The 26,461-nt window shown below is 63.3% G+C and carries 17 protein-coding genes and 6 tRNA genes; 10 read left to right on the plus strand and 13 right to left on the minus strand.

Features of this window, described 5'->3' with window-relative positions; all coding sequences use genetic code 11:
* Positions 1–8: 8 nt before the first annotated feature.
* The 5 genes from HPY44_04025 to HPY44_04045 form a co-directional block, all read right to left on the minus strand.
* Complete coding sequence (locus HPY44_04025) at positions 9–1,322, minus strand: hypothetical protein (protein NSW55159.1); 1,314 nt, start codon at positions 1,320–1,322, stop codon at positions 9–11.
* Complete coding sequence (locus HPY44_04030; GenBank protein ID NSW55160.1) at positions 1,319–2,728, minus strand: NAD(P)/FAD-dependent oxidoreductase; 1,410 nt, start codon at positions 2,726–2,728, stop codon at positions 1,319–1,321. Before HPY44_04030 ends, HPY44_04025 begins: the two co-directional genes overlap by 4 nt.
* A gap of 1,095 nt (positions 2,729–3,823) precedes the next feature.
* Positions 3,824–4,885 carry a DegT/DnrJ/EryC1/StrS family aminotransferase gene (locus HPY44_04035; protein ID NSW55161.1) on the minus strand — a complete coding sequence of 354 codons (1,062 nt, stop codon included), beginning with the start codon at positions 4,883–4,885 and terminating at the stop codon, positions 3,824–3,826.
* A gap of 367 nt (positions 4,886–5,252) precedes the next feature.
* Positions 5,253–5,927, minus strand: coding sequence for a TrkA family potassium uptake protein (locus tag HPY44_04040; GenBank protein ID NSW55162.1), 675 nt, complete (start codon positions 5,925–5,927; stop codon positions 5,253–5,255).
* A 56-nt stretch (positions 5,928–5,983) separates the two neighbouring features.
* The gene (locus tag HPY44_04045) at positions 5,984–7,738 is read right to left on the minus strand and encodes a hypothetical protein (GenBank protein NSW55163.1); all 1,755 of its coding nucleotides are present in this window, start codon (positions 7,736–7,738) and stop codon (positions 5,984–5,986) included.
* A gap of 371 nt (positions 7,739–8,109) precedes the next feature.
* Here HPY44_04045 and HPY44_04050 point away from each other — a divergent pair, with 371 nt between their 5' ends.
* Both HPY44_04050 and HPY44_04055 read left to right on the plus strand, forming a co-directional pair.
* Positions 8,110–9,009 (plus strand): fructose-bisphosphate aldolase, encoded by a 900-nt coding sequence (locus HPY44_04050; GenBank protein ID NSW55164.1) that lies wholly within the window; start codon positions 8,110–8,112, stop codon positions 9,007–9,009.
* Between the two features lie 616 nt (positions 9,010–9,625).
* Positions 9,626–9,799, plus strand: a complete 174-nt coding sequence (locus HPY44_04055; protein NSW55165.1) for a 4Fe-4S binding protein — start codon at positions 9,626–9,628, stop codon at positions 9,797–9,799.
* 78 nt (positions 9,800–9,877) lie between these two features.
* On the opposite strand, the gene HPY44_04060 is transcribed toward HPY44_04055, so the two are convergent.
* From HPY44_04060 to dut, 6 genes are all read right to left on the minus strand, one after another.
* Positions 9,878–12,532 (minus strand): GreA/GreB family elongation factor, encoded by a 2,655-nt coding sequence (locus HPY44_04060; protein ID NSW55166.1) that lies wholly within the window; start codon positions 12,530–12,532, stop codon positions 9,878–9,880.
* 261 nt (positions 12,533–12,793) lie between these two features.
* Entirely contained in the window at positions 12,794–13,696 is a 903-nt protein-coding gene (locus HPY44_04065) for a radical SAM protein (protein NSW55167.1), read from the minus strand.
* Positions 13,697–13,718: 22 nt separating this feature from the next.
* Positions 13,719–15,998 carry a DUF4838 domain-containing protein gene (locus HPY44_04070; GenBank protein ID NSW55168.1) on the minus strand — a complete coding sequence of 760 codons (2,280 nt, stop codon included), beginning with the start codon at positions 15,996–15,998 and terminating at the stop codon, positions 13,719–13,721.
* Positions 15,999–16,174: 176 nt separating this feature from the next.
* Positions 16,175–17,698, minus strand: a complete 1,524-nt coding sequence (locus tag HPY44_04075; protein ID NSW55169.1) for a 4Fe-4S binding protein — start codon at positions 17,696–17,698, stop codon at positions 16,175–16,177.
* Positions 17,699–17,790: 92 nt separating this feature from the next.
* Entirely contained in the window at positions 17,791–18,489 is a 699-nt protein-coding gene (locus HPY44_04080) for a TlpA family protein disulfide reductase (GenBank protein NSW55170.1), read from the minus strand.
* Between the two features lie 109 nt (positions 18,490–18,598).
* The gene (dut, locus tag HPY44_04085) at positions 18,599–19,051 is read right to left on the minus strand and encodes a dUTP diphosphatase (GenBank protein ID NSW55171.1); all 453 of its coding nucleotides are present in this window, start codon (positions 19,049–19,051) and stop codon (positions 18,599–18,601) included.
* A 150-nt stretch (positions 19,052–19,201) separates the two neighbouring features.
* Here dut and HPY44_04090 point away from each other — a divergent pair.
* The 8 genes from HPY44_04090 (at position 19,202) to HPY44_04125 (ending at position 22,645) form a co-directional block, all read left to right on the plus strand.
* A tRNA-Leu gene (locus tag HPY44_04090) sits at positions 19,202–19,289 on the plus strand.
* A gap of 33 nt (positions 19,290–19,322) precedes the next feature.
* A tRNA-Val gene (locus HPY44_04095) sits at positions 19,323–19,398 on the plus strand.
* 14 nt (positions 19,399–19,412) lie between these two features.
* Positions 19,413–19,488: transfer RNA gene (locus tag HPY44_04100), tRNA-Gly, on the plus strand.
* Positions 19,489–19,538: 50 nt separating this feature from the next.
* A tRNA-Gly gene (locus tag HPY44_04105) sits at positions 19,539–19,614 on the plus strand.
* 101 nt (positions 19,615–19,715) lie between these two features.
* Positions 19,716–19,790 (plus strand) — tRNA-Cys (locus HPY44_04110).
* Positions 19,791–20,108: 318 nt separating this feature from the next.
* A complete protein-coding gene (locus tag HPY44_04115; GenBank protein NSW55172.1) occupies positions 20,109–21,365 on the plus strand; it encodes a hypothetical protein in 1,257 nt (418 codons plus the stop codon).
* Positions 21,366–21,423: 58 nt separating this feature from the next.
* A tRNA-Leu gene (locus HPY44_04120) sits at positions 21,424–21,510 on the plus strand.
* A 172-nt stretch (positions 21,511–21,682) separates the two neighbouring features.
* Complete coding sequence (locus tag HPY44_04125) at positions 21,683–22,645, plus strand: tyrosine-type recombinase/integrase (GenBank protein NSW55173.1); 963 nt, start codon at positions 21,683–21,685, stop codon at positions 22,643–22,645.
* 157 nt (positions 22,646–22,802) lie between these two features.
* Here the strand turns inward: HPY44_04125 and HPY44_04130 are convergent, their stop codons facing one another.
* Positions 22,803–25,058: a hypothetical protein gene (locus HPY44_04130; GenBank protein NSW55174.1), complete on the minus strand. Its 2,256-nt coding sequence runs from the start codon at positions 25,056–25,058 to the stop codon at positions 22,803–22,805.
* Between the two features lie 2 nt (positions 25,059–25,060).
* Positions 25,061–25,771: a hypothetical protein gene (locus tag HPY44_04135; protein NSW55175.1), complete on the minus strand. Its 711-nt coding sequence runs from the start codon at positions 25,769–25,771 to the stop codon at positions 25,061–25,063.
* Between the last annotated feature and the right edge of the window lie 690 nt (positions 25,772–26,461).

Raw genomic sequence — 26,461 nt, forward strand, 5'->3', positions numbered from 1 at the left:
CGGCGCCCTCAACCCCCACTGACCAGGGGGTTCCAGTGGGTCAGCAGGTGGTACCACGCCGCGCCATTGAAGAAGAGAAAGAACAAGATTATGAGGACCCCGCCGGCAATGCGCAGCCGCGGCGGAATCGCCTGCCGCCACGAGAGCGCCAACAGGATCACCAGCCCCGCAAGGAAGGGCATCAGATAGCGCCCATTGCGGTAAGTCCCCATGTGGCCGAAAGTGGCCACGTACACCAGCGCGGCCAGCATCCCGAAATAGCCCGCTGTCGGAACCACAATGGCTGCGAGACGCTCCCGGCCCAGGCGCACCCCCGACTTGAGCTTCCACAATCCGGCCAGCAGCCCCAGCAGTGCCAGAGGTGTCAGCACTCGCAGTACCGTGGCAATGGGCAGCACGAGGGCATCGGGCACCCAGTCGATGACCGGCCACGAACTGGTCCACAGGCCGTTCACCGCGCGCAGCACCAGGGGCCAGGCATAACCGTAGAGGATGGCATCCAGGGGCGTCAGGCCCGGGGGAAGCGTGGGCACTGAAGGATAGGGATTGAGCGCGCCAAAAAGCAGCATGTTGCGGGCCCACCACCAGCCGCATACCGCGAGACAGCCTCCGGCCGCAAGGAGACCGCCGCGCCAGAAGCCCTCCGACCTCCACCAGCCCCTGCCATGGACCAGCACAAGCGCAACTGCCACCAGTGGCGCGCCGGCGATGAAGTTCGAGAATTTCGCCAGGGATGCCAGCCCCAGCACCGAGCCCCAGATCAGTCCCGAGACCGGCCGGGTATCCCAGCGTCGCACCAGCACCACATTGGCCAGCACCGCGGCCATCAGCACACTGGCGGCGTCGTTGTTCACCATCGCTACGCACAGGCACAGGTTCGGCCAGACCGCGAGAAGGGCCAGCATGAACAGGAACAGGCCGCGGTTCCTGTCTGCCGCTCGGCGCAGGATCGGGCAAAGCAGCCAAAGGGCAGCTACTCCGAAGAGCGGGGCGACGCAGCGCATGGCGCGCATCGCCGCGTCTTCGCCCAGCCCGCGTAAGGCCAGGTAGATTGGGGTCATCAGGACGTAGTACAGCGGTGGATGGAGGCTGTGGGCGCCGCCGCTGATCTTTTCGTCTGCGGGTGGAATCGTGCCGTGTTCGCCCAGCCAGCGGATATACGCGAAATGCCGGGGCTCGTCGGGTGCGTAGCCCAGGAGCATCACGAACCCGAGGGTCTGGGCAAGCGCGAAATGCAGCAGCAAGATGCCCGCGACGGCGAGATCGACACGCCTTCGGGGCCGCACCGGGCTGAGAGGGACTTCACTCCCGTCCGTGGTCATGCGCCGGACCGCTTCTCCTCGATGTACTCGCTCTCCAGGTTCACCGACCAGATGTCATTGGACTCGCCCAGCAGGTTACGCGCCGCAAGCATCCCGGTGAGCATGGAGTGGTCCATGTTATTGTACCGGTGCATCCCGCAACGGCCGCAGGTGACGAGATTGGGGATTGTTGCCAGGTAGTCGCGGATGGTGTTGACTCGTTCGCGATAGCCGGGATCGTAGACAGGGTACGCGTGTCCTGATCGGGCGACGAACCCGGATCGCACGCGATCCGCGGGCATGAGGCCGAGTTTGCGGAACTCCTCGAACCCCAGGGCGACGAGATCATCGTCGGGCATGGTCCAGGTCTCGTCGCCGGGCCAGGCGAGGTACTCCAGACCCAGTGCGGTGACCCCCGGCTCGGGCGACATGGCCTCGCTCCAATTACTGTAATTCTGCAGGCGGGCCATGCGGATCTCCGGCGAATGAATGTAGATCCAGTTGTCGTCAAAGCCCGCCTTGGCCTCGACGATAGCGCAGACGGTGATGTGTCCACGGTATCGCAGGGCGCGGGCGGCTTCCAGCACTGCATCCGGCGGCGGGGGATCGAGGATCAGCGCGAGCTCGTTGAGGGCCATAGTGCTGATCAGCGAGTCCCCCTCCCAGGTTTCAGTGGCGCCCTGTGAGTCCGTCGTCACCACCTGCACGAAGCGGCCGTCGCGGATTTCAACGCGCGTGGCGCGGCGGCCGAAATGGATCGTCTGGCCACCGATGGCGAGACGCCGAGCCAGTTCATCCCACATTTCCTGGGGGCCCAGCGGGGGGTAGTTGAACTCCTCGATGAGACTGTGGGACTTGCTGCTCCCGAACAGCTTTTCGGTGAGCACCCGCCACAGGGACAGTTCGCGGATGCGCTGAGCCGCCCAATCGGCGCTGAGTTCGGTGCAGGACATCCCCCAGACTTTTTCGGTGTACGTCTTGAAGAACATCTCGTACAGCCGCCGGCCAAACCGGTTGCTCACCCAGGCCTCGAAGGTGTCTTCGGGACGCGTGGGATTGACGCGGGCCACGAGATAACTCGCAACAATGCCCAGAGACCGCGCGAGGCCCAACTGCCGGAGGGCTTCGCCGATCTGCAGCGGATAGTGGAAGAGCTTACCGTCATAGGCGATGCGTGACAGGCGAGGGCGGACCAGGAACCGGTCGCCGAGGAGTTCATGCCACAGCGCTTGGACTTCGGGGATCTTGGTGAAAAACCGGTGGCCACCAAGGTCGAAGCGGCAACCATCGAACTCCAGGGTGCGCGACATCCCGCCGGTCTGCCTGTCGGCTTCAAGCAGGATTGAACGGCAGCCGGCCTTCTGCAACTGGTAACCGGCGGTGAGTCCGGCCGGGCCCGCTCCGATGATGACGGTCTCACTGGGCATGAAGCACTGCGCACCTTCACTGGTTCTGGCCCGGAAAAAGACCCGCCGGGCAACAGCGTGCCCATGATACCGCAAGGCAAGAGACGCAGGCAACATGCGGCAGAGGTGAGTGTGACGGCAGATGGCGGCGGGCAGGACACCTGCACCACGAGGCGGCGGTGGCCATGATTTCGCGTAGGCCGACCGTCCCTGTCGGCAATCTCCTGAGCCTTCGCGTCCCTCAGGACCTCCGGCCGCAGGCCCCTAGCCCCGTGCTTCAGCGCGGGGCATCAACCCGGGGCACCGATCCGGGGCATCGACGCGCCCGCAGGCGGGTGTCGGATTTCTGCCGCCCCCTTCGGGGGTTTTTATAATCTCGAAGGAGGGGCCTGAATCCACCAGCTTACGCTGGTGGCAAAGGGCTTCCGCCCCTTCGGGGCTGGACGACAACGGCGAACGGCCTTGGACGGCAAACGGCAAACGACGTCGACCGTCCCCATCGTTCGCGTAGGCCGACCGTCACTGTCGGCAATCTCCTCAGCCTTTGCGTCCCTCAGGACGCCCGGCCGCAGGCCTCTAGCCCCGGGTTTCAACCCGGGGCGTGAACCCGGGGCACCGATCCGGGGCATCGACGCGCCCGCAGGCGGGTGTCGGATTTCTGCCGCCCCCTTCGGGGGTTTTTATAATCTCGAAGGAGGGGCCTGATTCCACCAGCTTACGCTGGTGGCAAAGGGCTTCCGCCCCTTCGGGGCTGGACGGCAACGGCAAACGGCGTTGGACGGCAAACGGCAAACGGCGTCGACCGTCCCCATCAATCGCGTAGGCCGCCCGCCCCGGTCGGCAATCTCCTGAGCCTTCGCGTCCCTCAGGACGTCCGTCCGCAGGCCTCTAGACCCGGGTTTCAACCCGGGGCGTCGACGGCGAACGGCCTGTCGAGCGAGACGCCCGGCCGCAGGCCCCCAGCCCCGGGTTTCAACCCGGGGCGTCAGCCTTCGCGTCCCTCAGGACGCCCGGCCGCAGGCCCCTAGCCCCGTGCTTCAGCGCGGGGCATCAACCCGGGTTTCAACCCGGGGCGCCGACTACGCGGAAGGATGCCCGATGCGGGTTACGGTCGTCTTACACGACCACCTTGCGGATCACGTCGCAGACGTAGTCTATTTCCTCTTCCTTCAGGTACGGGTGCATTGGGAGCTGAATGACCTTGCGGGACAGCTCAACGGTCACCGGGAGGTTGGCGTCATTCAAGCCGTATGTCGCGCAGGCCGGCTGGGTGTGGGGTGGCACTTTGTAATGCAGCGTGTGGCCGATCTTCGCCTCTGCGAAGGCCGCGGACAGCGCATCGCGCCTTTCGGTGCGGATCGTGTACAGGTGATAGACATGCCGCGCCCAGTCCGCCTCGCGAGGCGTTTCCACGGGCAGGTCTGCCAGACGTTCGTTGTACATCGCGGCGCAAGCCCGGCGTGCTTCGTTCCACTGGTCCAGATACGGGAACTTCACCCGGAGCATGGCTGCCTGAATCTCGTCGAGCCGCCCATTATAGCCCACGATCTCGTGTTCGTATTTGGAGCGGTGACCGTGGTTCCGCAGGAGGGAGAGGCGGTCGAAGATCTCTTCCGATACGGTGGTGACAATGCCTCCCTCACCGTATCCGCCGAGGTTCTTCGTGAGATAGAAACTGAATGTGGCGGCATCGCCGAGGGAGCCCGTCTTGCGGCCCTTGTAGGTCGCTCCGTGAGCCTGGGCAGCGTCCTCGATCACCGCGATTCCACGGGGTTTGGCCAGTGCGCAGATGGCGTCCATGTCCGCCGGATGTCCGAACACGTGGACCGGGATGATCGCCCTGGTGCGCGGCGTAATGGCCTGGGCGAGGCTCTCCGGGTCCATAGTGTAGGTGTCGCGGTCGATGTCCACGACGACCGGGGTCGCGCCGGCGTGGACGATGGCTTCGATGCTGGCGATGAAGGTCCATGAGACTGTGATGACTTCGTCTCCGGGACCAACACTGGCGGCCTTGAGGGCGAGTGCGATGGCCTCGGTACCGTTCCCGACACCCACCGCGTGGGGGGCCTGGCAGTATTCCGCGAACTCGCGCTCGAAGGCCTGGACATTGGGCCCGAGGGTCAACTGCATGGAGGTGAGGGCATCATCAACGGCCTTCAGCAGATCTGGCCGGAGCATCTGATATTGGGCTTTCAGGTCAGTCAGGGGAACTTCCACGAACGCCTCCTACGGCCTGCCAGTGATTACGCCGTCGACCCGGGCCCCCATCACGGTCGGCTGACGGCATTTCAGCATTAGACAACCGGGCAATGGAAAGTTGCGGGGGGAAGTAAGCGGGCATGGGCCAAGGCATGGCCCCCGTGCTGACGCACGTGATCGGGGCCCCTGGCGCCAGTCGTCCTCCCGACGAAACCCTGTGGCTGCAAATTGAGCGCCAGGCCATGCCCCGCACAGGGCGCTCCCGAGGAGACTGCGGGCACGAATTAGGCGCCGTTGAAACAGCGGGGGTCTCGGTGGCCGGCGGCCGGACGCAAAGGCAGCCGCATCAGCTCAATTGGTCGATGCGCTCCAGAGCGTCTTCGGTGCCCACCACGTACATCTGGTCGCCCGCACGAAGGGTGTCGTCCGGGCCGGGCATGACCAGGCGCGGCTCCAGGGTCTCCTCGTCGATGGTGCGCACGGCGACCACGGTCAGGCCGTAGCGGTTGCGTAGCCCCAGGTCCCGCAGAGATTTGCCCACGAAACTGTCGGGGATGCGCAGGAGCGCGAAATCGAAATCGCCCTCGAGTTCCACCAGGTCGATCACCCGCGGGGAGGCGAGAGAGCGCACCAGGCCGGCGGCGATATCGTCTTCCGGGTAGACCACCTGTGTGGCGCCGACCCGCCGCAGGATGTCAGCATGAAGGTTACTCCCCGCCCGGGCGACGATCCGTTTGCAGCCGAGTTCCCGCAGGAGCGCGGTCACCAGGATGCTCGCCTCGGTGTCTCGACCGATGGCCACCACCACGGCGTCCAGCTCATTGAGCGCCAGGGAACGCAGGGCGTCCTTATTGGTGGCGTCCATGGTGACGGCGGTGGTCACGTCGGCTTTCACCGCGTCCACATTGTGGGGGTCGGCGTCGATGGCGATGACTTCGGATCCAGCATTGTAAAGCCCTGCCGCAACGCGGCTTCCGAACCGACCAAGTCCGATCACGGCGTACTGGCCTGATCTTCGCACAGCAATCACCCTGCACATTGTTCCCATCCGTGGCAAGGGTCGCCCGGAGGGGTTCGTTATCCAACCATGACCGGCTCTTCCGGGTACGCCAACTCCACCGCAGGCTTGCGCCGGGCCATCGCAAGTGCCAGCGTCAAAGGCCCCACGCGTCCGATGTACATGGCGAGAATGATTGCCATGCGCCCGAACCGGGAGAGGGTGGGCGTCATCCCGGTGGACAGCCCCACTGTGCCGAATGCAGAGACAGTCTCGAACAAGATGTCAATGAACCGGCCACCCTCGCTGATGCAAAGGGCGAAAGTCCACAGGAGGACGAAGCCACCGAAGAGGATCAGAATCGCCACCGCGCGATGACGGACCTGCTCGGGAATGGCGCGCCTGAAAGCCTGCACTCTGGACTCGCCAAGAATCATGGCGCGGGCCAGCACCGCCACCACGGCCAGTGTACTCGTTTTCACACCGCCGCCGGTTGAGCCGGAAGATGCTCCCACGAACATGAGGAGCACCATCAGGAACTTGGTGGCTTCCGTGAGCGCACCCATGGGCACTGTGTTGAAGCCGGCGGTGCGCGACGTGATTGACTGGAAACCTGCCGACCAGAAGGCCTCCGCCCAGTCCTGGCGGAGCATGATGTGGGTCCATTCCAGGAGCCAGAACCCGACGAAGCCCAGGAGCAACAGGTAACCGGTGGTGGTGAGGGTCAGTCGGGAGTGGAGTGAAAGCCGCGCCCGGCGGCCCATATTCCTCGAGCGCACCGTATGCCACAGGTCCAGCACCACGGGTATGCCCAGGCCGCCCACGACGATGAGGCCGCCGACCACGATGTTTACGAGCGGATCAGCGGAGTAGTCCTCGAGGCTGTTCGAAAAGAGGCTGAACCCCGCATTGCAGAAGGCCGAGATGGCGTGGAAAACCGCGAGCCAGGCCGCTCTCAGGGGTGTCTCGCCACCCAGGACCCAGCGAAGATAGAGCAGCGCCGCGCCGAGGGCTTCGACGGAGAATGTGAACAGCGCGATGAGGCCAAGGGTCTGCCCAATAGCGTGGGGGGCTTGGGCGACGAGGGTGTCGCGAACGATCATGCGCGCGCGCACAGAGACCTTCTGCCCGCGAGCCGCCCCGAACATGGCCGCGAGGGTCATGATGCCCAGGCCACCGAACTGGATCAGCAGGAGAATGACCACGAGCCCGAGGAGGCTGAAATCGCGAGGCGTATCCTTGACGATCAGGCCGGTGACGCAGACAGCACTGGTGGCGGTGAAAAGAGCGTCCAGGGCGCCGATGGATTGTCCGCCGGCGCTGGATTCGGGCAGGGCCAGCAGGAGCCAGCCGGCGGTGATCGCCAGCGCGAAACTTGCGGCCACGGTAGCGGGAGGGCTGAGGACCAGGGCGTGCACGGATGTGGCGTACTCCCGGGCCAGGAGCCGGGACCTGAGTCGCAGAGCAAGGACGACGATGACGGCTTTTCCCAGGGCACTCGTGGCGGAGACGCCGGGGTAGCTACGGTCGCTTCCTGCGACCAGCACCATTTCGAGAAGCGTCAGGGCCGCAAAACCCAGCGCCCACGCCTGCTCCACCTTGACGCTGAAGGGCTCGAGGTCCCGGCGCTCGGCCTGGGCGCGTGATCGCAGAGCGGCGACGTACAGCAAGGCGGCGATTCCCATATCCGCCACCTGCAGGACGGAAACGCCGACTCCCGGTCGGAACCGGTGCAGGACCTGCAGCACAAGCAGCACCAGAGCACTGCCCCCGGCGACCCAGATAGTGCCGTACCGGAAAGCGTCCTGCGCTCTTCTGGTTGTGAGTGACCTCATGCCCTGCTGCCTGCCTGGGATTGGTGCTCGGCCTGATGATTCGGAATGGTAACGAAGGATAGGCGTGCAGCGCTTGGACTGTCAAGCGACCGGGTGCATTCCCCGATAGCAGGTGCGTTCGGTCGAGCCGGGGCGTCATCTCTTTCCCCGGGTGTACCCGGCAACGAGAAGAGACGCGGCCGTTACCTCAAAGCTCGCGAGGCGGGCCGCACAGGGGACCCCTCGCGGTGCCCTTGAGAAAAAACATAACGTGATTCTACACCTTTGTTGGCATGCGCCGATGTATAATGGGTGAACCAGGGGCAACTATATTCGGGATGTCGCCCGGGCTGTCCCGCCGGCGCGCAACCCCACAAAAGGAGTGTCTGTGGATGGGCAGGTTCCTGACGCTTGATGACATGGATTTGGGCGTGGGCAAGCGGACGCGCCTGCACCGGCTGTTGTACGAATACGGTCCGGGCAACGGCACCCTCCTGTTCCTGCCCATTGACCAAGGCCTGGAGCATGGTCCGGTGGACTTCTTCCCCAACCCGGAAAGCGCGGACCCCGACTTCCAACTGCGGCTGGCGCTGGAAGGCGGCTATTCCGGGATCGTTTTCCACATCGGCCTGGCGCGCAAATACATGCACAAGTACGCGGGCAAAGTGCCGCTGGTGCTCAAGCTCAACGGCAAGACGGAAATCCCGCCCAGCGATAAGGCGCTGTCACCTCAGACGGCGACGGTGGAAGACGCGGTGAACCTGGGCGCGGACGCAGTGGGGTACACGCTGTATGTTGGCTCGCCGCGCCAGGATGATGACTTTATCCAGCTCATGGGGATACGCAACGACTGCGAACGCTACGGCATGCCGCTCATCGTCTGGGCGTACCCTCGCGGGGAGGCAGTCGACGCCAAAGGCGGCCGCGATTCGCTGTACGCCATCGACTACGCGGCCCGGACGGCGTGCGAACTGGGCGCCGACCTGGTGAAGCTCAACATGCCGAAGCTCGGAGATGCAAAGGCCAAGGACCAGCCGGCTCCGTACAACACTCTGGAGGTGAGTGCCCAGAAATCCCTGGATCGCATTGTGGCTTCCGCGGGCCGCACGATGGTCCTGATCTCGGGTGGGTCCAAGATCGGTGACGAAGATCTGCTCGAGAAGGCGGAGATGTGCATGAAGGCAGGGGCCACGGGGCTGATCTTCGGCCGGAATATGTGGCAGCGCGCATGGGATGACGCAATGCAGATTACCGGGCGCGTAAAGGAGATGCTGGCCCGGTACGGGAGATAGTGGCTTCCGGGCCGACGGGCGCGGGTGCGTTTCAGTATTGTCCGTGCTCCAATGTCATCTGTTCGCCAGCCTCAACGTGTCTGGGTCTACCGCCATCAGGCGCTCTACCTGTCTGGTATGAGAACATACGGCAAAGCGTCATTACCACCGGCCCGAGCATGCGGCAGTCGTGCTGGTGGCCTTCTGCCTCATAGCCCGCGAAGCGGGCGGCAGCCTCCAGCCACGGGTGGAGTGAAACGAAGGGGAACAAGAGCCGTGGTGCGCGGTCGAGTTGCGTCTCTTGAGCTCCCGAAGGCCGACAGAAACGATGAGCCTGCCGGGCGGTTGTGCGTTCCGGTTCAAGGGCTGCGGCCCGCGTCGCGGGCCTATCCCAGGCCCATCCTGTGCCACCGGCATCGCAAGATGAAAAGTAACGGCAGCGCCTCCTTTTCTCTGCCGTGTTCGGCCGAGGAAGGAGACGAGGCCCGGGCTCGCCCGAATCCACCTGCTTTCAGGGAACGCACCCCCGGCCGCTTTCGCTCTTGACGCTCCTGCGGGGCCGTGCTAACGTTGCCGTGTTCTGTTTGAGCGGTTGCTGAAAACGTGCGCGAACAAGTATCAAGGAGGACGGAACATAATGCCACACGTGATTGACTGCGAAGCCTGCGTGTCCTGCGGAGCCTGTGCTGAAGTCTGCCCGGTGAACGCTATCTCCGAAGGCGACGACTGCTACGTTATCGACCCCGACACCTGCACCGACTGCGACCAGTGCACCGACGAGTGCCCGGTGTCAGCGATCACCAGCGAGTAGAACCCACGCGCGCCGACGTCAAGAAGGGCCTCCCGGTTGGGAGGCCCTTTGCTTTGCACGGGGGGTGCGAGGGCGGTCTCACGGCAGGCGCTTGCGCACGGATACGACTTCGAGACGCTGGGTTCCCGCGCCAGTCTCAAACTCGGCGACTTCGCCGGGGCGCTTGCCCACGAGAGCCTGCCCCACGGGAGCGAGGTAGTTGATGATGTTCGGATCCTGAGCGCTGTCGCCCTGCCCCAGGAGCCAGAAGGTCCGTTCCTCACCGCTATCGAGGTCTCGCACAGCCACCTCGGTTCCGACGACCACGGTATCGTCCGGGAAATGCAGGTCCTCGATGGCGCGGGCGCTCTCCATGGTCTTGCGCAGGGTCCGCAGGTTGGCATCGGCAATGCCCTGGCGTTCCTTGGCATCGTGATACTCGGCGTTCTCGCTGAGGTCGCCCAGGGAGCGAGCGTGAGCAATGAGCCTGGGCAGTTCGTTGGATAAGAGGTCCTCGAGTTCCCGGATTCGCTGAAGGTTCTGCTCGTAAGTGTTGCGCGTCATCAAGATGACACCGGGGTCGAAATGGACCGCGATGGGGTCGAGCTCCTCGGTGGCGCTGTGGTCTGCCCGGAGGCGTTCGGCCACCTCTTCATGTCCCACGTAAGACAGCAGGAATACCAGGGGCTCTACTCCGGATTCGCTGCCGCTCAACCCGCGGGCGCCCCTTCGGATTCGCTCAAGGCTCTCCTCATCCAGCTCTGCCTCGCGTAACCGGGCGGCCAGTGGACCGTGGGTGTCCAGCATATCGAGGGCTGCAAGACGTAGCTTCGGAGCCGCGTTGGAGGACAGCACCCCGATGACACCGACCAGCAGGTCCCATGGCGTGAGTTCTGGGCGGTCGATCCCGCCGGCAAGCGCGAGGCGCACCAGTGCGAGGCGTGTGGCCGGCCAGCCGGTGTCTTCCAGCGCCAGTTCACGAAGGCGCTGGTCGGCTTCGTCCCCGAGACGCTCGCGGAGGGCTTCCAGGGCTCGGTGACGTACTGCCGGGAAGCGCGAGGCGATGCTGGAAATCGCCGCGGCATCCCAGTGGGCGCTCTCCAGGCCGATGGTAAGCAACTGCTCCTGCTCTTCGGCCGTCGCGCCGCCTGCCACCCCGGGTTCCTGCCTGAGTGCTCGGGTTCCGAGATCGGTCCAGAGCTCTCTGCGTTCCGGCGCCCATTTCATGAGCAGCGGGACGGCGGGGAGCACTTCGGTCGGGCTGGCCGCTTCGGCGCGCTTGATCAGCTCGGGCAGATAGGTCTCTCTCGCGCGCTCTTCGGCTTCCGGGTGGTGGCGCAACAGGCGTCCCACCAGGCTCACCGCCCCGCGCAGCCCGCTTTTTTCCGGAAGCGGGGGAAGCTCCAGGCCTTCTTCCTCGTCCGTGGGAAGACGGTAGATCTGTCGGAAGACCTGGGATGTGTCGATCCGATCGTCCTCAACCGCACAATCCCTGGCACGCTTCCACCAGGTCGACCATTCATCGTCGTGGATGACCTGCCCCGCCAGGCAGTCGCGCAGGTCGCGGACCTTCGCCTCGCCGCCCAGATCTGTCAGCGCCCGGACCAGCAGGCCCACGGGATCGTTCTCACGCTCGTGCTCGATGCGCTCGGGTTCGCTGAACCGCGCCACGCGCAGGCACTCGCTGGGCAGTGGATGAAGTGAGCGGACGGCGATCTCCAGAGCCATGCGGTGCTGGGGCTTGCGCTCGAAGTCGATGACAAGGAACTTGCCTTCGAGAGAGATGATGCGTCCAACTCCGAAACTGTGGTGCTCTACGAATGCTCCGGGACGGTAGTTGAACATCTCGCGGAACCGCGCCAGGGCCTGTTCCAGGGCGACTTCGGGGTCAGCGAGCCCGCAGTCGGTGACGAAAGACTTTATCTCCGCGGTCCCGCCCAGGGAGTTGACCAGGGATTCAACGTAGGCGCTGCGCAGGTCCTCGAACCCCGGGCGCTTGAGCAGGATGCGCTCCAGCACCTGGGTCATCTCCTGATGCAGGCCGAACCGTTCAATGTTGTCTGCGGCGAGCTCAAGGGTGGTGTCCAGCAGGTCCCGTAGACCCGCTGCGGCCATGCGTGGCAGCATCCGGACCAGTTCGCGATTGACGTCCCGACGGGGGCTCTCGAGCACTCGCAGCAGGGGCTCCTCGGCACGGTCGCCGTCTTTCTCGGCGATGTACCGCTTGAGGGCTTCGCAGGCCAGCACAGAGGCGCGGTCGGCCTGCCCGTCGCGGTCTGCGGCCTGAGCACGGAACCACAGGAGGTCGGGCGCGTTGGGGCACAGCTCTTCGGCCAGGTCCTGGTCTGCCTGCTGCCGCTCGGGGTCATCAAGTTTCGCCCAGCAAGAGATGAGCAGACGCACCACGCGATTGTCCGGCCACAAAGGCAGGGCGCGCAGCGCCAGTTCACGCGCGCCTTCCCAGTCATTCTGCCGGGCCAGTTCGCGGGCAAGCTGCACAAAACCCTTGCCTGCGTCCTCATCCTGACCATTCAGCTCCTGGTAGACCGCGGCGGTGTAAAGGCCCCGCAGGTTCTTCCCGGACTGATCCAGGGCCACCTGTGCGCGCGCCGCAAGCTTGAACAGGGCGTCCTCATCCTGCGCGCTCTCGAGGATGCTGTTGATCGCCCCGCGGTGGTCGGCGCTGAGGACCTCCGCGGGGGCAGAGGCAAGCGAGAGAATCTCGTCCAGACGGTCGATGGTCTCGGTAGTCATGCAGCAGAACCTTTCGGTAATTCGCGGGCTAGTTTCCTGTCGGGCGTCGGGTTCACGCCGGGGGACGGGGAAATAAGTATAACACATTCCCGTCGCGCGAAGTCGCCATTCTGTGAAGGGAGGGTTCGAGTCAGCGCTCCGATTTGGCGCCACACTGCGCAACGCGTGGTGTGCTCCGTTGATGATAGGGCTCTGTTTCAGCTCCGTCGAAAGGAGTGACACCCACCGTTTGACGGGATCGGGCAACCACCGTTCTCCCGCTCAGATCACCGACGGCCGCGCGTATGTACGCTCCCGTTCTGATTGGGGGCGTTCAAGGAATCGATCGATGCGCCGCAGCATGGAATCGCGCTGGTCGGGGATGCGGCCGGCAAGTTGCACGTAGATATTCCCGTGAATGGCCTCGACCTGCGTCGGGAAGCGGATGCCCTCGATGATTGACCGAAGTTCCAGCACGGTGCCCTCGGGAGTCTGAGGGGCGAACTGCCCGGCCTGCACGTCCTCCCAGAGCGGGCAGTGGGGCCCACCCTCGCTACCGAAGATCCAAAGGCGGCGGAAGCGCACGAATTCGGGCTGGACTGCGTTGAGCACCCGCAGGGTCTCGCGCACGTGCTCCTGCGACTGCTGCGCGCCGCCCAGGCCCAGGAGCACGTAGTGGGAAAGCTCGATGCCCGCCTGGCGCACCGCGAGACCGGATTCAATGAACAGCTTCGCCGATGCGCCCTTGCGATGGAAGCGCAGAAGGGCATCCGAACCGGTCTCAAGGCCGACGTGAACGCGGTCCAGACCGGCCTGATGGAGGCGGGGGAGTTGCTCCCTGCGTTTGCTGCAGGTGGATGCGCGGGCGTAGCATGTCACTCGGCTGAGTGCCGGGAAAGTCTCGCGCAGGAACCTGAGAATCTCCGCAAAGTCGTCGGGGTCAATGAACATGGGGTCGGCGTCGCCCAGGAAGGCGCTGTCCCAGTCTGAGCCCCACAGCTCCCGTGCTGCGAGAATGTCCTGTTTCACGTCCTGCACCGGGCGGATCTCGAAATGCGGCTGCCCAAAATGCCCGTAGATCCCGCAGAACTTGCAGCGGTTCCAGTTGCAGCCCCGGGTCACCCGGATCAGAAGGCTGCCGGCTTCGGTTGGCGGACGGATAATCAGCTGCTCAGGCGGTCTCATCTCCGGGCCGCGCCACCTTCCCTCACTGCCGGATCAGCCAGAAGCGATCAACCCAGACGGCCTTTGCGTTTTCAAGGTTGTTCGTGGGCGCCACCCAGATGAAGGCGTCGCCGTGCAAGGGGCCCGTGTAGAGCTCGTACGTGACCCAGCCGTCCGTGGTGATGTCCTTGCAGGCTACCGCCTTGTGAGCCAGGCTCTTGCGGTTGTCTTGATCATAGATCCCCGCGTTGAAGGCAGGGCCATCGTCTCCGGTTTTCTCCACGCGGATGCTGGCGAACACTTTATAGGTGGCATTTGTGTCCGGATCGGCGGCAGCGATGGACTGCTGGACGGCCCACTCGACGTGATTACCGGGCATCATCGCGGCCACGCCGTCGGATGCGGTCGGGTCTTCCTTGAGCATGGAGCACGTGCCCGGCCGATGTAGGCGGAACAGATTGTCCTGCAGGTCCACCCAGCGGTCTTCGGGCAGGCCTTCGGTCATCGGAGGAGGTGGCGGCTCCTTGCGGCCCAGGCTGATGGTCTGTGTTTCGAAAGCATCAATGGGTTTGCCTTCGGAAAGCTTGGTCACCTTATTGCGCCGTGCGACTTCCATGAAAGTCCTGCAGTTCTCCTCATAGTCCGCCGGGCCGGGCCAGGCAATGCCGCGTTTGCGGGCCTGCTGCTTGAAGATCGGCCAGCGCATGGCCCAGACATAGCGGATCGGCAGCCGGGCAACCTGCACGCGGTTCAACAATTCAGGATCATCGCGCACGGCGTCCTCGGCCTGGTTGAACAACGTCTCGGCGAACCCCATCAGGTCAAGGGTCAGATAGGGAGCCGCGTAGTCGCTCCAGATGCGCAGGGCGAATCCGGAGCTGAGCGCGTCATCATGCAGGTAGTTGATGTACTCGCGGATATAGGGGCCCGCCGCGCCGTAGTAACCGTTCACGAACTCGTCGATGAGTAGTTCCGGATCGCGGTACGGGTCCCACAGGAGCTTTGCGAGCATCCAGGCCTTGAGCTCCGCGAACTCGGCGCCGGGAGACTGGTAGGCGCCCTGCTCGAAGATGCCCTTGACGCCGTTTTCCACGAAAAAGCGAATGTTCGGCGCCAGTACGCGCAGGTTCGGGTGGGGCTGGATATAGTGCCCGAAGTTGGTGGTGTAGTCCCACACGTACAGGCGGTCGCAGATCTTAGACCACCCGCGGATATCGTCGCCGAAATCCTTGTTGAACTCTGAGTCAAGCGGCTGCAGGAAATTGCACTCGATGCTGCACAGGCGCACGATCACGTTGGGCAGGGGCCGCACGTGCCGAGGCGGCTTGCGGGTGTAGTGATACGCGAGGGTGTCGATGGCCACGTTGGGGTACTTCTTACCGACGCGCTCGGCCACGTAGTTCACGAAATGCAGGAGCGGGCCCGAGGGTGAGCCCTCATACTCCTCCAGCTTCATACACTCGGCGCACCTGCAGTGGTGGTCCCAGTCATTCTGGCTGAGCGAAAAGATCTCGGCATCCGGGTGAGCCTCGATCCAGCTCAGGACCTGGTTGACCGCGTAATCCTTCAGTGCCTGGTTGGTCAAGCAAAGCTGAGACCGAACGCCGGGGCCGCCGATGCGCTTGCCGTCGATCTCGCTGAACCACTCGGGATGCTCGGCGAACATGGAGTCCGGAACAAGCTTGTTGAAAGTATGGACGAAGAATGGGCCTCCATAGGTAATCTTCCCGCCGCGGGCCTCGTCAATGTGCGCGCGATTGCTGTTGGCGCGGTTGCGCACGGCCCAATCGCCGTCGAATGCGTCCCACCAGAAGGGCTCGCGGTACTCCAGGATCGGGCGCTGCCGGTCGTGGCGCTCCTGGAAGGTGAGGGTGGGCATGTTCGGGATGGTGCTGGCGGTAGACGTCCACCAGCGGCAACCCACCACATCCTCCAGGAAGGAGTAAACCGCATAGAGGGTGCCGCGAGGCCTGCCTCCGGCAAGCACGAGATGGGGCAGACGGGACTCGATGATGAACTCCTCGGCCCCCAGTTTATCGAAGTCGATGTTACGCACCAGGCTCCGGGCGGCTTTCCCCGGCCCGACTATGATCACGGGTTCGAACCCCACGGAGGTGCCCTTCTTGATCTCAAACTCCGCGCCGGTGGATTCATAGAGGAACTTGCGCAGCTCACCGGCCGCCCACTGTTCAGGGCCGGATGCGTCCGGGTCGATGAGAATGCTGTAGGCGGTCTTCCCGTCCGTAGTCAGGGTCATTTTCGCCGCGGCGGCAGGCGTGAGGATGCAGCCGAGCGCGAGCATTGAGGCGATCAGGCGCAACATTGTCGATCACTCCATCCGGATGCGGGGTGGGGCGGGAAGAGATTATTCGCGGGCAAGGACGTGGAGACCTGCCTCGGCTACCCGGCATTGGGTCCGGGCGCCGCGTTGGGATGGGACCCGAGCCCGGATGTCGGTCCCATAACGCCTGCCGTGGAGCGCTCCTCGCGCCGGCCTGCTCAGATACCGGCATCGGACCGGTGTACCACGATTGCGGCTTCGGGCTTCTCGGGGCAGACGTGCTCACACTGGCCGCACCCCACACACTTGTCGGCATTCACGAACGGCGCCCGAAGACCGTCGTGGTTCTTGATGATGTTGATCGCGTCATACGGGCAGTGTTCGTCGCAGACCAGGCAGAGGCGATACTGCTTCCCCCGACGCCATGACAGGCACTTGTTCTGGTCCACCGTCGCCAGGCCGATGCGGATATGGGCCTTCTCCTGCGCAGTGAACTTGCCCAGGGCGCCGCTGGGACAGACGTCCCCGCAGGCTGTGCAACTCTGCTCACAGTGGCCGATTTTCGGGATGAGAATGGGCGTGAACAGGCCGTCGAACCCGGCTTCCACCACCGCGGGCTGAATCCCGCCGGTAACGCAGGCCTTCATGCACGCGCCGCAGCGAAGGCACAGGTCGCGGAATTCGGCTTCCGTCATGTTGCGGGTCCCGCCGTCAGTTTCGCGAATAATCGCCCCCGGGGGACGGATGAGCCGGTCATGGGTAGAGCGCCTGCCCCCACCCGCGGAGGTTGTGATTCCGTACAGCGCGCCGATGCCAAGGGCCGCCAGGAACTGCCGTCTGCCTGCGCCCGTGGCGGAGTCGAGGCCTTCGGGCCTCACGTGCAAGCCGATGTGGGTGCCCTCGCGGGGGCAGGTCAGACAGTCGTAGCACTGGATGCACTCGGCCTGACGGGTGCGGGAGTAATCCCCGCCCTCATCTGGTTCGGGGATCGCCCCCATCTTGCAGTCATTCTCGCAGACCCGGCAATTCGCGCAGCCCTGGACTTCCCGGTTCCACAGGCCGAAGCGCCCCGTGAACGCCAGCAATGCTCCCAGTGGGCAGAGTGTCCGGCACCAGTAGCGCCGGCTGATGACGCTAAGGCCCAGCACCACGGCGAAGACCAGCAGCACCGCGAGATTCAGCGAGAAGCCGGGGTTGATGTCAGTGGGATACCATTCGAGGCCCAGCCGATCGAGGATCGGCCAGCCCTTGATGACGCCGAGGTTGTATGCGCCAATGGCGACCGGGTAGGCAACGACCGCGAAAGTGCGCGTGGCGAGGGGGATCGGGTCGAGAATCCAGGCAAGTTGGGTGCCGAAAAGCGCCGCCACAAGGACGACTCCCAGCAGGTAATACTTCCAGCTGGGCCGATTGAGCCACGGGTAGCGCCGCTTGCGCTTGCGCAGGAGGATGTGGTCGAAGCCGTCGATGCAGGTACCCAGGGGGCAGATCCAGCCGCAGAAGAACCGTCCGAAGATGGCGGTAAGCACCAACAGAATCAGGGCCGGCCAGAAGAGCGCGAGCCAAGTGTGAGTGGGCGCGAGGGCGGTCACCAGCCCGGAGAGCGGGTCCATGCGCAGAAACCACTGCGCGGGGGGTGCGCTGTCTGTGGCGTGCCACCGGGCTTCCCACAAGAGCCCGACGAACAGGAGCAGGCAGACTACCTGTATGACGCGCCGAATTGTGCGGATCGGGTTTTTCATCGAGTCACCGATGTGCGCATTGAGAGCCGGCGCCGAGTCCACAACAGTGCGAACTCGGTGCCGGTCCGCCAATTCGTCAGGAATGCTGTTGCCTACTGTGCCGGTGCGGCGCCTGCGGGGGATTTGGCCCCGGACGCTTCGTCTGTCTCCGCCGCTTCCTCTTCGGCCACGATGTCCTTGGTCACGGATTCGTCCCCGCCAACGGTCTCGTCAACCAACTTCGACAGCGCCAAATCCAGGTCGGCCGCGGTGCTGTCGGGCTTGAAGCTATAGCGCAGGTTGCCGTCACGGTCGATAATGCGTACCTGCGGGATGACCACGGTGCTTTCATCGGCGAAGTACGAAGCCTTGAGTTCCTCGTCGAACATGGCCACCCGGTATGGCCAGTTGTGCTGTTTCGCGCCGCCGGCAGCTACCTCGGGCTTGGGATCGAGGGAGACCGCAAGCCACTCCACGCCTTTGTCCTTGTACTTCTCGTAGATGGGCACGTACTCGTCCAGCTTCTTCACGCAACTGCTGCAGGTGGTGGACCAGAAGTCCAGGACGAGGATCTTGCCGCTGAAGTCGGCCTTGGTGACGTCATTGCCCTCGGTGTCTTTGATGGTGAAGTCGGGTGCCATCTCGTCCACCTCGGTCACGCCCGCGGAGAATGTGGGCTCGGCCTGTTGGTCGGGCTCAGCCGCGCCGGCTTGCTTGGGCGTCGGAGTGATATCCTCCGTCTGTGGCTTGGGGCAGCCTGCGATCAGGGCGAATGCGGCGAGGAGCAGGATTCCGAACGCGACCTTCTTCATGCCGATCAGCCTCTGGAAGACACGCGGGAGACTGACTTTCCCGCGAAGATTGGAGCGTCACTTTGTGGGTTCAACAAGCCTGCGCATGACGGGGTTCCTGCCGGGCATGTCAGACGCCGGTGCTGCCGAAGCCCCCGGCTCCACGGCTGGTCTCGTCCACATTCACAACCGGCTCCCACTCCGCCTGGGTCACCGGTGCCACTATCATCTGTGCGATGCGGTCGCCACGGTTGATGGTGAAAGGCTCGTGTCCGAGATTGATGAGGATCACGCGGATTTCGCCGCGGTAGTCGGCGTCGATGGTGCCTGGTGCATTGACCAGGGCGATACCATGCTTGAGCGCCAGACCGCTGCGTGCCCGCACCTGGGCCTCGTATCCGGCCGGGAGCGCAATCTTCAGGCCGGTGGGCACAGCGCAGCGCTGCCCGGGTTCGAGCACCAGCGGCTCATCAAGAGCCGCGCGCAGGTCCATGCCGGCGGCGGCTTCGGTCTCGTATTGTGGCAGGGGCAGGCCTTCGGCAGAAGGCATGCGTTCAACCTTTATGGTGACTGCGCCGGCCAAAATGGGTCTTCCTTTCGTTCCTGTGCTGCGTATAATTATAGCATACGGGCTCGGGCAGTACCGCGTGATGTGCTTCCGATAGCGTGTTGGGGGCTCACGTACGAAAAAAAGCTTGACTCCGGAGTTGAGTCGCGCTATCGTTGGGTTCCCGCCGAGGTGGTGGAATTGGTAGACACGCTAGCTTGAGGGGCTAGTGCCCGTATCGGGTGTGCGGGTTCGAGTCCCGCCCTCGGCACCAGAGAATTGGCCGGAGCGTACCTGTGACACAGGCGGGCGGTTAGCTCAGTTGGGAGAGCGCTACCTTCACACGGTAGAAGTCGCAGGTTCAAGTCCTGCACCGCCCACCATGAGCAGATATTGAGCGGGAATAGCTCAGCTGGTAGAGCATCAGCTTCCCAAGCTGAGGGTCGCGGGTTCGAATCCCGTTTCCCGCTCCAGCTATTGCGGGCGTGCAGCGCAGTTCGGTCTTGCTGCGATGTAAATCAAAGCGGGAATAGCTCAGTTGGTAGAGCGCCTCCTTGCCAAGGAGAAGGTCGCCGGTTCGAGTCCGGTTTCCCGCTCCAAGCTACCGATCCAGCGGGCCGGGGTTCCCTCGGCCCGCTTTGAGCAAGTCAAAGTCGTCCCTACAATCTGTGTCGAGGACACCCGAGCGCTCTGCTCCCGGGGCGGCATAGCCAAGTGGTAAGGCGGCGGTCTGCAAAACCGCTACTCACGGGTTCGACTCCCGTTGCCGCCTCCATTTTCTTTTGTGCGGAAGGTTCGCGGGCCATACGCTACAAGGCCGTCTTGCCCGGCGAAACCGTTCCGCGCTATGATGTGTCTATACTCTGGGCTGCCGCGTGTCGCGGCTGTGCCTCTTGCTGTTCCCGCGGATTGCAGCCCCGTTCCGGCGTGTCGTGAAATACTGTGCTGAGGGGTATAAAGCATGTCGGCCAAAACGCGTCTTCGCACTCCAACCCCCGCCAATTGCCGCCTCTGCGTCCTGGCCCCCCTGGCGATCGCTCTGCTCGTGCCGCAATGCGGGGCTTGGGCATTCGCCCCAGAAATGCTGCCCTCCATGGCCATTTGGACCAACTTCATGCAGAAGATTCACGAGCCCAAGTCCACGCCCATCAGCGAGGAAGACACCGACGGCGACGGGGTTGTTGACGTTCGGGCTTTCCGGCACGCAGACGGAGTGTACATCGATGTCTCCATGAAGCCCGGGCCCGAGGGCATGATCACCGACACCGTGATTCTTCGCGAGGACCTCAAGGACAAGTTCAGCTGGGTCTTCGGCTTCGACAAGAGCGGCGATGGCGTGATCGACATGCTGGTGCGCGGCTGGTTCGCCGAGAACAAGTGGGCCCAGATGCTGTACGATTCCGACCAGGACGGTCGGCCGGACCGCTTCCAGCTCGACATGGACCAGAACGGCGTCTACGACTTCATGGGCGTGGACGTGGATGGTGACGGCCGCCTTGATTTCCTGTATGACCTGGACAACAAGACCGGCGAAGTTCTGAACGAGACAGTGGGCTGGGTCACCTTCAAGGAGCAGCAGCGCGAAGAAGCCCTTCCGCTGCTTTACTATTCCTTCGAACCGGTCTTGAAGACCCTCTCCGGCCAGGAGCCCATTGTCGTCAGCGCCCGGTGGGACTATGGTGACGGGGCGATCCGCAGCGCCGATGCCCTCATTCCCGGCGAGCACGTCTACCAGAAGCCGGGCACTTTCGAAGTGAACCTTGATGTCAAGTTCAAGATGCCTGGTGGTGACCGGGTGTACAAGGCCTGGTACGGTGTGAGTCTTCCGGTTGAAGCCCCACCGCCCGGCCCGCCGCCACTGAACGCCGAGCGTGTCAGGGCCGTGATCAACCCGTTCTTCGGGGCCTGCGGGTTCATCACCGCGAACGAGCGCCCGAAGGAGGGCGCCATCGCTGAGCTCTGGCCCGAAGTGACACTGCCCGCCGATGCGCCGCAGGGCAATGCCATGCAGGCTGGCGCGGTTGCCGCGGGAGACCTTGACTTGACTGCCTATTGGTGGCGGAGCGACGCCGAGGCGACCGCCTTCATCGACGCCGTCCTGGCCGCGCAACCGAAGCCCGCCCTGCCCGGGCTTGAGGCGATGGGAGACGCCGGCCAGCCATTCGAACTGGCGACCAAGGTGCGCGCCCGCATGGTGGACAAGTCCGGGCGGCGCATCGCGACCTTCCGCCAAGACGGGTTCGTATTCGTGCTTACGACCAACCGCACGGCCCAGGAATTGCAGCGCTGGACCCGCTTGCTGCATGACATCCTGAACCCGCCGGTGGCCGCTCCGAAGCCGACTGAGTAAGCTGCGGACGAGGCCGAAGGTCTCAGGGTCAGGGTTCGGCAGCAGTGGGGAGGATCCGGCCGGAGTGGCGGAACTGGCAGACGCATGGGACTTAAAATCCCAGGTCCGTAAGGGCGTGAGGGTTCGAGTCCCTCCTCCGGCACCAACGAGACACTCAGAATCGCCCAGGAATGCCATCTACAGGCCTTCTGGGCGATTTTCGTTTCTGACACCCAACACCGAATCAAACCCCTCATAGAGCCGCTGATAGGGCCAAAGGACCTAAGACTTTTCTTGAGGTCTTAGGTCCCTCACGATGTCCCTTCGGAGGGTCTGAAATGGTGGATCTGGACGCCCGCCCCGACGCCAACATCCTCGTTCGCGAAGCCGTTGATGAGTTCATCGATGACTGCCGCATCCGCAACCTGAGTTCCCAGACGGTCTCCTGGTACGCCGACAGACTGCGGCGGATGCTCTCCGACGTGTGGGAGGCGGAGCTTGCAACCGTGACCATCCAGCACCTGAAGTCGGTCATCGCAGAGATGCTGGAGACGAGAGCCGCCAGCACCGTGAACGGTTATGTCCGCACGGCGAAGACGTTCTTCTACTACTGCCAGGACAACGACTACCCCGTCGCGTTCAACCCTCGAAAGCTGAAGAAGATCAGGGAGCCCAAGCGTATTCCGCCTTGCTTCACCCAGGAACAGGTCCAGGCCCTGCTGAAGCAGCCCGACCAGTCCAAGCTTGTTGGGCTCCGTGACCACACAATGATGTCCCTGATGCTCGACGTGGGACTGCGGCTTGGCGAGTTGACGGGCATCTGTGTGTCCGACATCACGCTGCCCTACGTCAAGGTCACGGGCAAGGGCGACAAGGAGCGGATATTGGCGATGTCCGACGTGATGGTGAAGTCCCTGCGGAAGTACCTGAGGGCGAGGGAGCGTGCGTTGCAGCGGGCTGGCAACAAGACGGAGTTGCTCTTCTTCACCCGCACCTGCGAGCGGCTGCCGAACAGGCGTGTCGACTTCATCCTAAAAGCCTACGGGGAACAGGCAGGCGTAACGGGGGTGCGGGTATCGGCCCACACATTTCGCTTCACCTACACGAGCATGGCCGTGCGGAACGGGATGTCGCTAACGTCGCTGCAGACCTGCCTTGGGCACAGCACGCTTGCGATGACTCGACACTACGCAGTAATGAACGACGAGGACGCGTTCGATGAATCACGGGAGAAGTCCCCGCTGGCACAAGTGATGGGCAAGTCGGAGAGGCGATCCAATGGGAGCACGGAGGCGAAGTAGAGCCCAAAGGTCGACGGGCCAGAGGAACTCGCGTGGCCGCGTAGCCGCCGAAGCCAGTGATGCCGGGTGCGACGACCACTCGACGTAGGCTAGAGCACGCTGCGTATCTGCCCGCGAGCCCGCGTGCAGGCATCTCGGTCTTATGTGAGCCCCAGTGTCATTGCGGGCTGACCATGCTGATGAACCTCTCAAACGACCCGCGACACCCCTCAAGGGCGGCCTCAATCTCGCTCATCGGTACGGCAAGCTGAAGAAAGCGTTGGGTGCCGGGGTGAGGCGGGGTGTCCTCCAGAATGCCGGCCTTAAGCAACTCTTCCAGGAGTTCCTTGTGGCGATGATGGAGCTTCAGTCTGAGAACATCCTCGTGGATGTAGGTCGACCTGCGGAAGGTCCTGATGGCACTGTGGGCGAGTCGAAGGCTCTCGTCCATCACGACCTCGTCATCTGGCGGCGGCCCGACCGGGGTACCGTCATCATAATGGACCCCCTGCTGGTGTAGAAGGGAGCGGATGTGCTCGGGATCGTAGACCAGGGCCTCATTGCCGGGGAGCCGCAAGCTCCGTACCTCCGTCCCTCGGAAGCACACACCCTGAAGCTGCGTCTCGGGCAACAACTCCGCCCTCTCGAAGGTGCAGTCCGTGAATGTGCAGCCATCCAGGAAGCACAAAGCCGTGGGCTGGAACCTGCACCTGGCAAACACGACTCCGCGGATCTTTCGGCAGCAACCGAATGCGTCCTGAGGGAACACGAGATCGGCAAGCTCAGTGCCAGCACCGTCTACGCCATTGAGCACACGTATCAGCACGGCCCCGCAGTTCTCTGCTGTGTACAGATCATGGGACGAGCCAGCCAGCACTTGCTGCATCGTACGGCGTATCGAGGGCACAGAGACCTGTCTACTGCGTGCGAAGTCTACCACCGCATCCGCAGCATCGGCTGGCATCTGGTTCGCAGAAAAGAGCCTTCTAACGCCATCAGCATCGGCGTTCGCAATCGCCTTGGCCATCTCCCAGCCTATGAAGAAGTCACGGAACTGCTGGTGGTCGAACTCATAGAAGGGCCTGTTGCCTTCTGTGAAGTACCTCAATAGGGCGTGCTCCTTGGTGCGTTCCTTTACCTGGCGTGCACGGGCATGCCCCAACTTCTCGCTTTCGCAGAACACGTCCGTCAGAAGCGACACCACGTCTTGGCCGAGCCTGTCCGTATGTCCCGTCCACATCTCGTCAGCTACCAAACCGAGAAGGCCGTAATGCTGTTCCCGTGTGAGCAGCGGGACGTGAGGGTCCATGTCCCTGTCGATCCACTTGCCGACCTCCCTGTCCACGATAGTGCTGATGAACCCCCCGAGAAAGTCATGGGGACGGCTGCCCACACGAGAGAGGAGTTCGCGGCGATCGCTGGCTTCTGATGCCACATCCACCAGCTTCTCGACGAGCACCGCCCTTGTCAGTAGCGGGTGGTCAGGGTCGTCCAGACTCTCGGCCACGTCCTGGTAGATGATCTCCCCATCGGGCACACGCCGATTCATGCAGTAACTCACAAAGTGCTGGCGTTGCCAACGGTGCAGCCCCATCTTAGCGAAGGAAGCTACACCTGGCCGGAGGGCGTCAAACAGTCGTGCCTGGGTGCCTAGGTCGCTGTACTCAAAGTAGGCCTTGCGGGCCGCAACGAGAAGCGTACCGTCCCCGTGTAGGGCCCGTATGAAGCCACTCAGATTCGATACAGCCTCGCCGCTCGACGTGTCGAGAAACAACTCCTCAAACCCGTCAAGAGCGATCACTATGAGCCCCATACGCACAAGCTCGACCAGGCCATCGTAGTACCAGTATTGGAACCTCAGGCGATTCATCAGCGAGGCGACCATAACATCGTCGAACCGCAGTAGTGTTCTACCGCCCAGTGAAACAGGCAGGAGTAGCCAGTCACAGCCAGGCGTCTTAGCCTTGTACCCTTCTGCCTGCCGCCTTGCGACCTGGTGGATGAGCGAAGTCTTCCCTTCGCCAGCATCGGAGGTTAGGTAGAGAACACTCGTAGTGCCAGCAGGCCTTCGCCCAAGCACCTCTGTCACTTTGGCTGTAGCGTCCGCGACGTCAATCGGGTCCTCCGAGGGGGCAACGTCGAGGGAGTCGACGAGTTCGCCCGAGGGCGTCACGTAGTATGGCACCTCGTCGATGTAACTCAGGATGCGATCTGCCAGTAACGGTAGGACGGCCACCCGGTTCTCTATCCACTCCTCTGCAAGGACGCCCGGAGAGCCCTCTTCCTCTACCACAAGAAGGCCCTGTCGCATCCGCAACTTCACGTGGATGGTCTCATCCCGAAGCTCAACAAGAAACTGTCCGCCCTCCATGTCGACATCGGTTGGGCGGCTCGCAAAGGCTGTCATGATACGGCGGAAGTCTTCGGCAGTCATGCCTAACTCCCCTCAATGTGGACAGTCGAATACAGTTCCCCCAGCCCCTCATGGTAGTCATCTGAAGCGGGGCTTCTCCTGGTCTGTATGTGCACCACTTCTGTACCCAGACGGATGGCTGTTCGCATCGCGGGCCAGAGGTCAGCGTCTGAACTGGCAACGCCAACGACGGTCTCGCCGCGTGTGACGGCGTGGATGATGTCGGCGGTCATCATCGTGTCGACCAGCTTCTGCTCTGCTCGGTAGAGTACGCTGTCGACCGGCAGACCGCACTTCGGGCACCTGCCAGACACGACGCAGTCGTACAGCACCTGCAAGGGGCAGTCGGCATCAAGGCAACCCGCGTCGCGGGGATCGCGACACTTGATGTTGCCCGGAGATCCCTTAAGCCGATACGTCCTGAGAAGGTGATGGTCTGGGTCCGCTAGGAGGCCGTAGGCAAGCTCAAGCCGCACCACAACATCCTCATCCGTTGCCTCGCCATAGACCGTTACCGCCCGAGGAAAATCGCCCAGTATCTCCGCTGCCAGCTCTTGGCAGAGCTGAGTAGGAGAGTCCTCCTGGTACCACCCCCCGTATAGGCGGCAGTCCACACGTTCGTGTGGTCCGGCGGGCGGCACGCCGATGCGGTTCATCATCATACTGACGATGTGCTTGAGGCCAAGCCTCCGGACCGAGACCGGAATGTTGTCGTAGTCAACGAAGATAAGCATCTTGGGGGCATGTTCGCCACAGTCCCTTCTCACACCTACTGGCGTCTCGGCCCCGCGTCTGGTCGAGGAACCGGCAAGCGACCAGGGAGACGGTACCATGGCTCGCTGACACCAGATGCAGCCTGAGCGGGCAGTTAGGCGGCCCTGGCATCAACCTGTCATACCGGGGTAGGCACGCATAGGGATGTTCCAGGTGCGAGCCAAAATGTCTCTAAGCCCGTCGAGAACCAATCCGCCGGAGCACCGACGAGAGCAGCTTCGGGCAGAGTCGCTCGCAACAGATACGAATGCATGGATCCGTTGGCAATAGAGCCGAGGTGCAGACCTGGCACATCGCTGGACGGGGACTTGACGGCGACGCCTAACGGTCGTGGCTAACTGGGCGGTTCCCGGATAAGGTTCTTCTGGCTTGAGAGCCAAGGACGAACCGCCAAAGCGAGAGGGATGGGTCAAGTGCCCTATCAGCGGCTCTATGAGGGGTCTGATTCGGTGTTGGGTGTCAGAAACGAAAATCGCCCAGAAGGCCTGTAGATGGCATTCCTGGGCGATTCTGAGTGTCTCGTTGGTGCCGGAGGAGGGACTCGAACCCTCACGCCCTTACGGACCTGGGATTTTAAGTTGAGCCGGAATCCCCGGTTAGCACCCGAATCGCCATCAGCCCCATTGCAACCGCTGTACGGGGGATTCTAC

It is taken from the genome of Armatimonadota bacterium, from assembly GCA_013314775.1.
In the GTDB taxonomy this organism is placed as follows: Bacteria; Armatimonadota; Zipacnadia; order Zipacnadales; family JABUFB01; genus JABUFB01.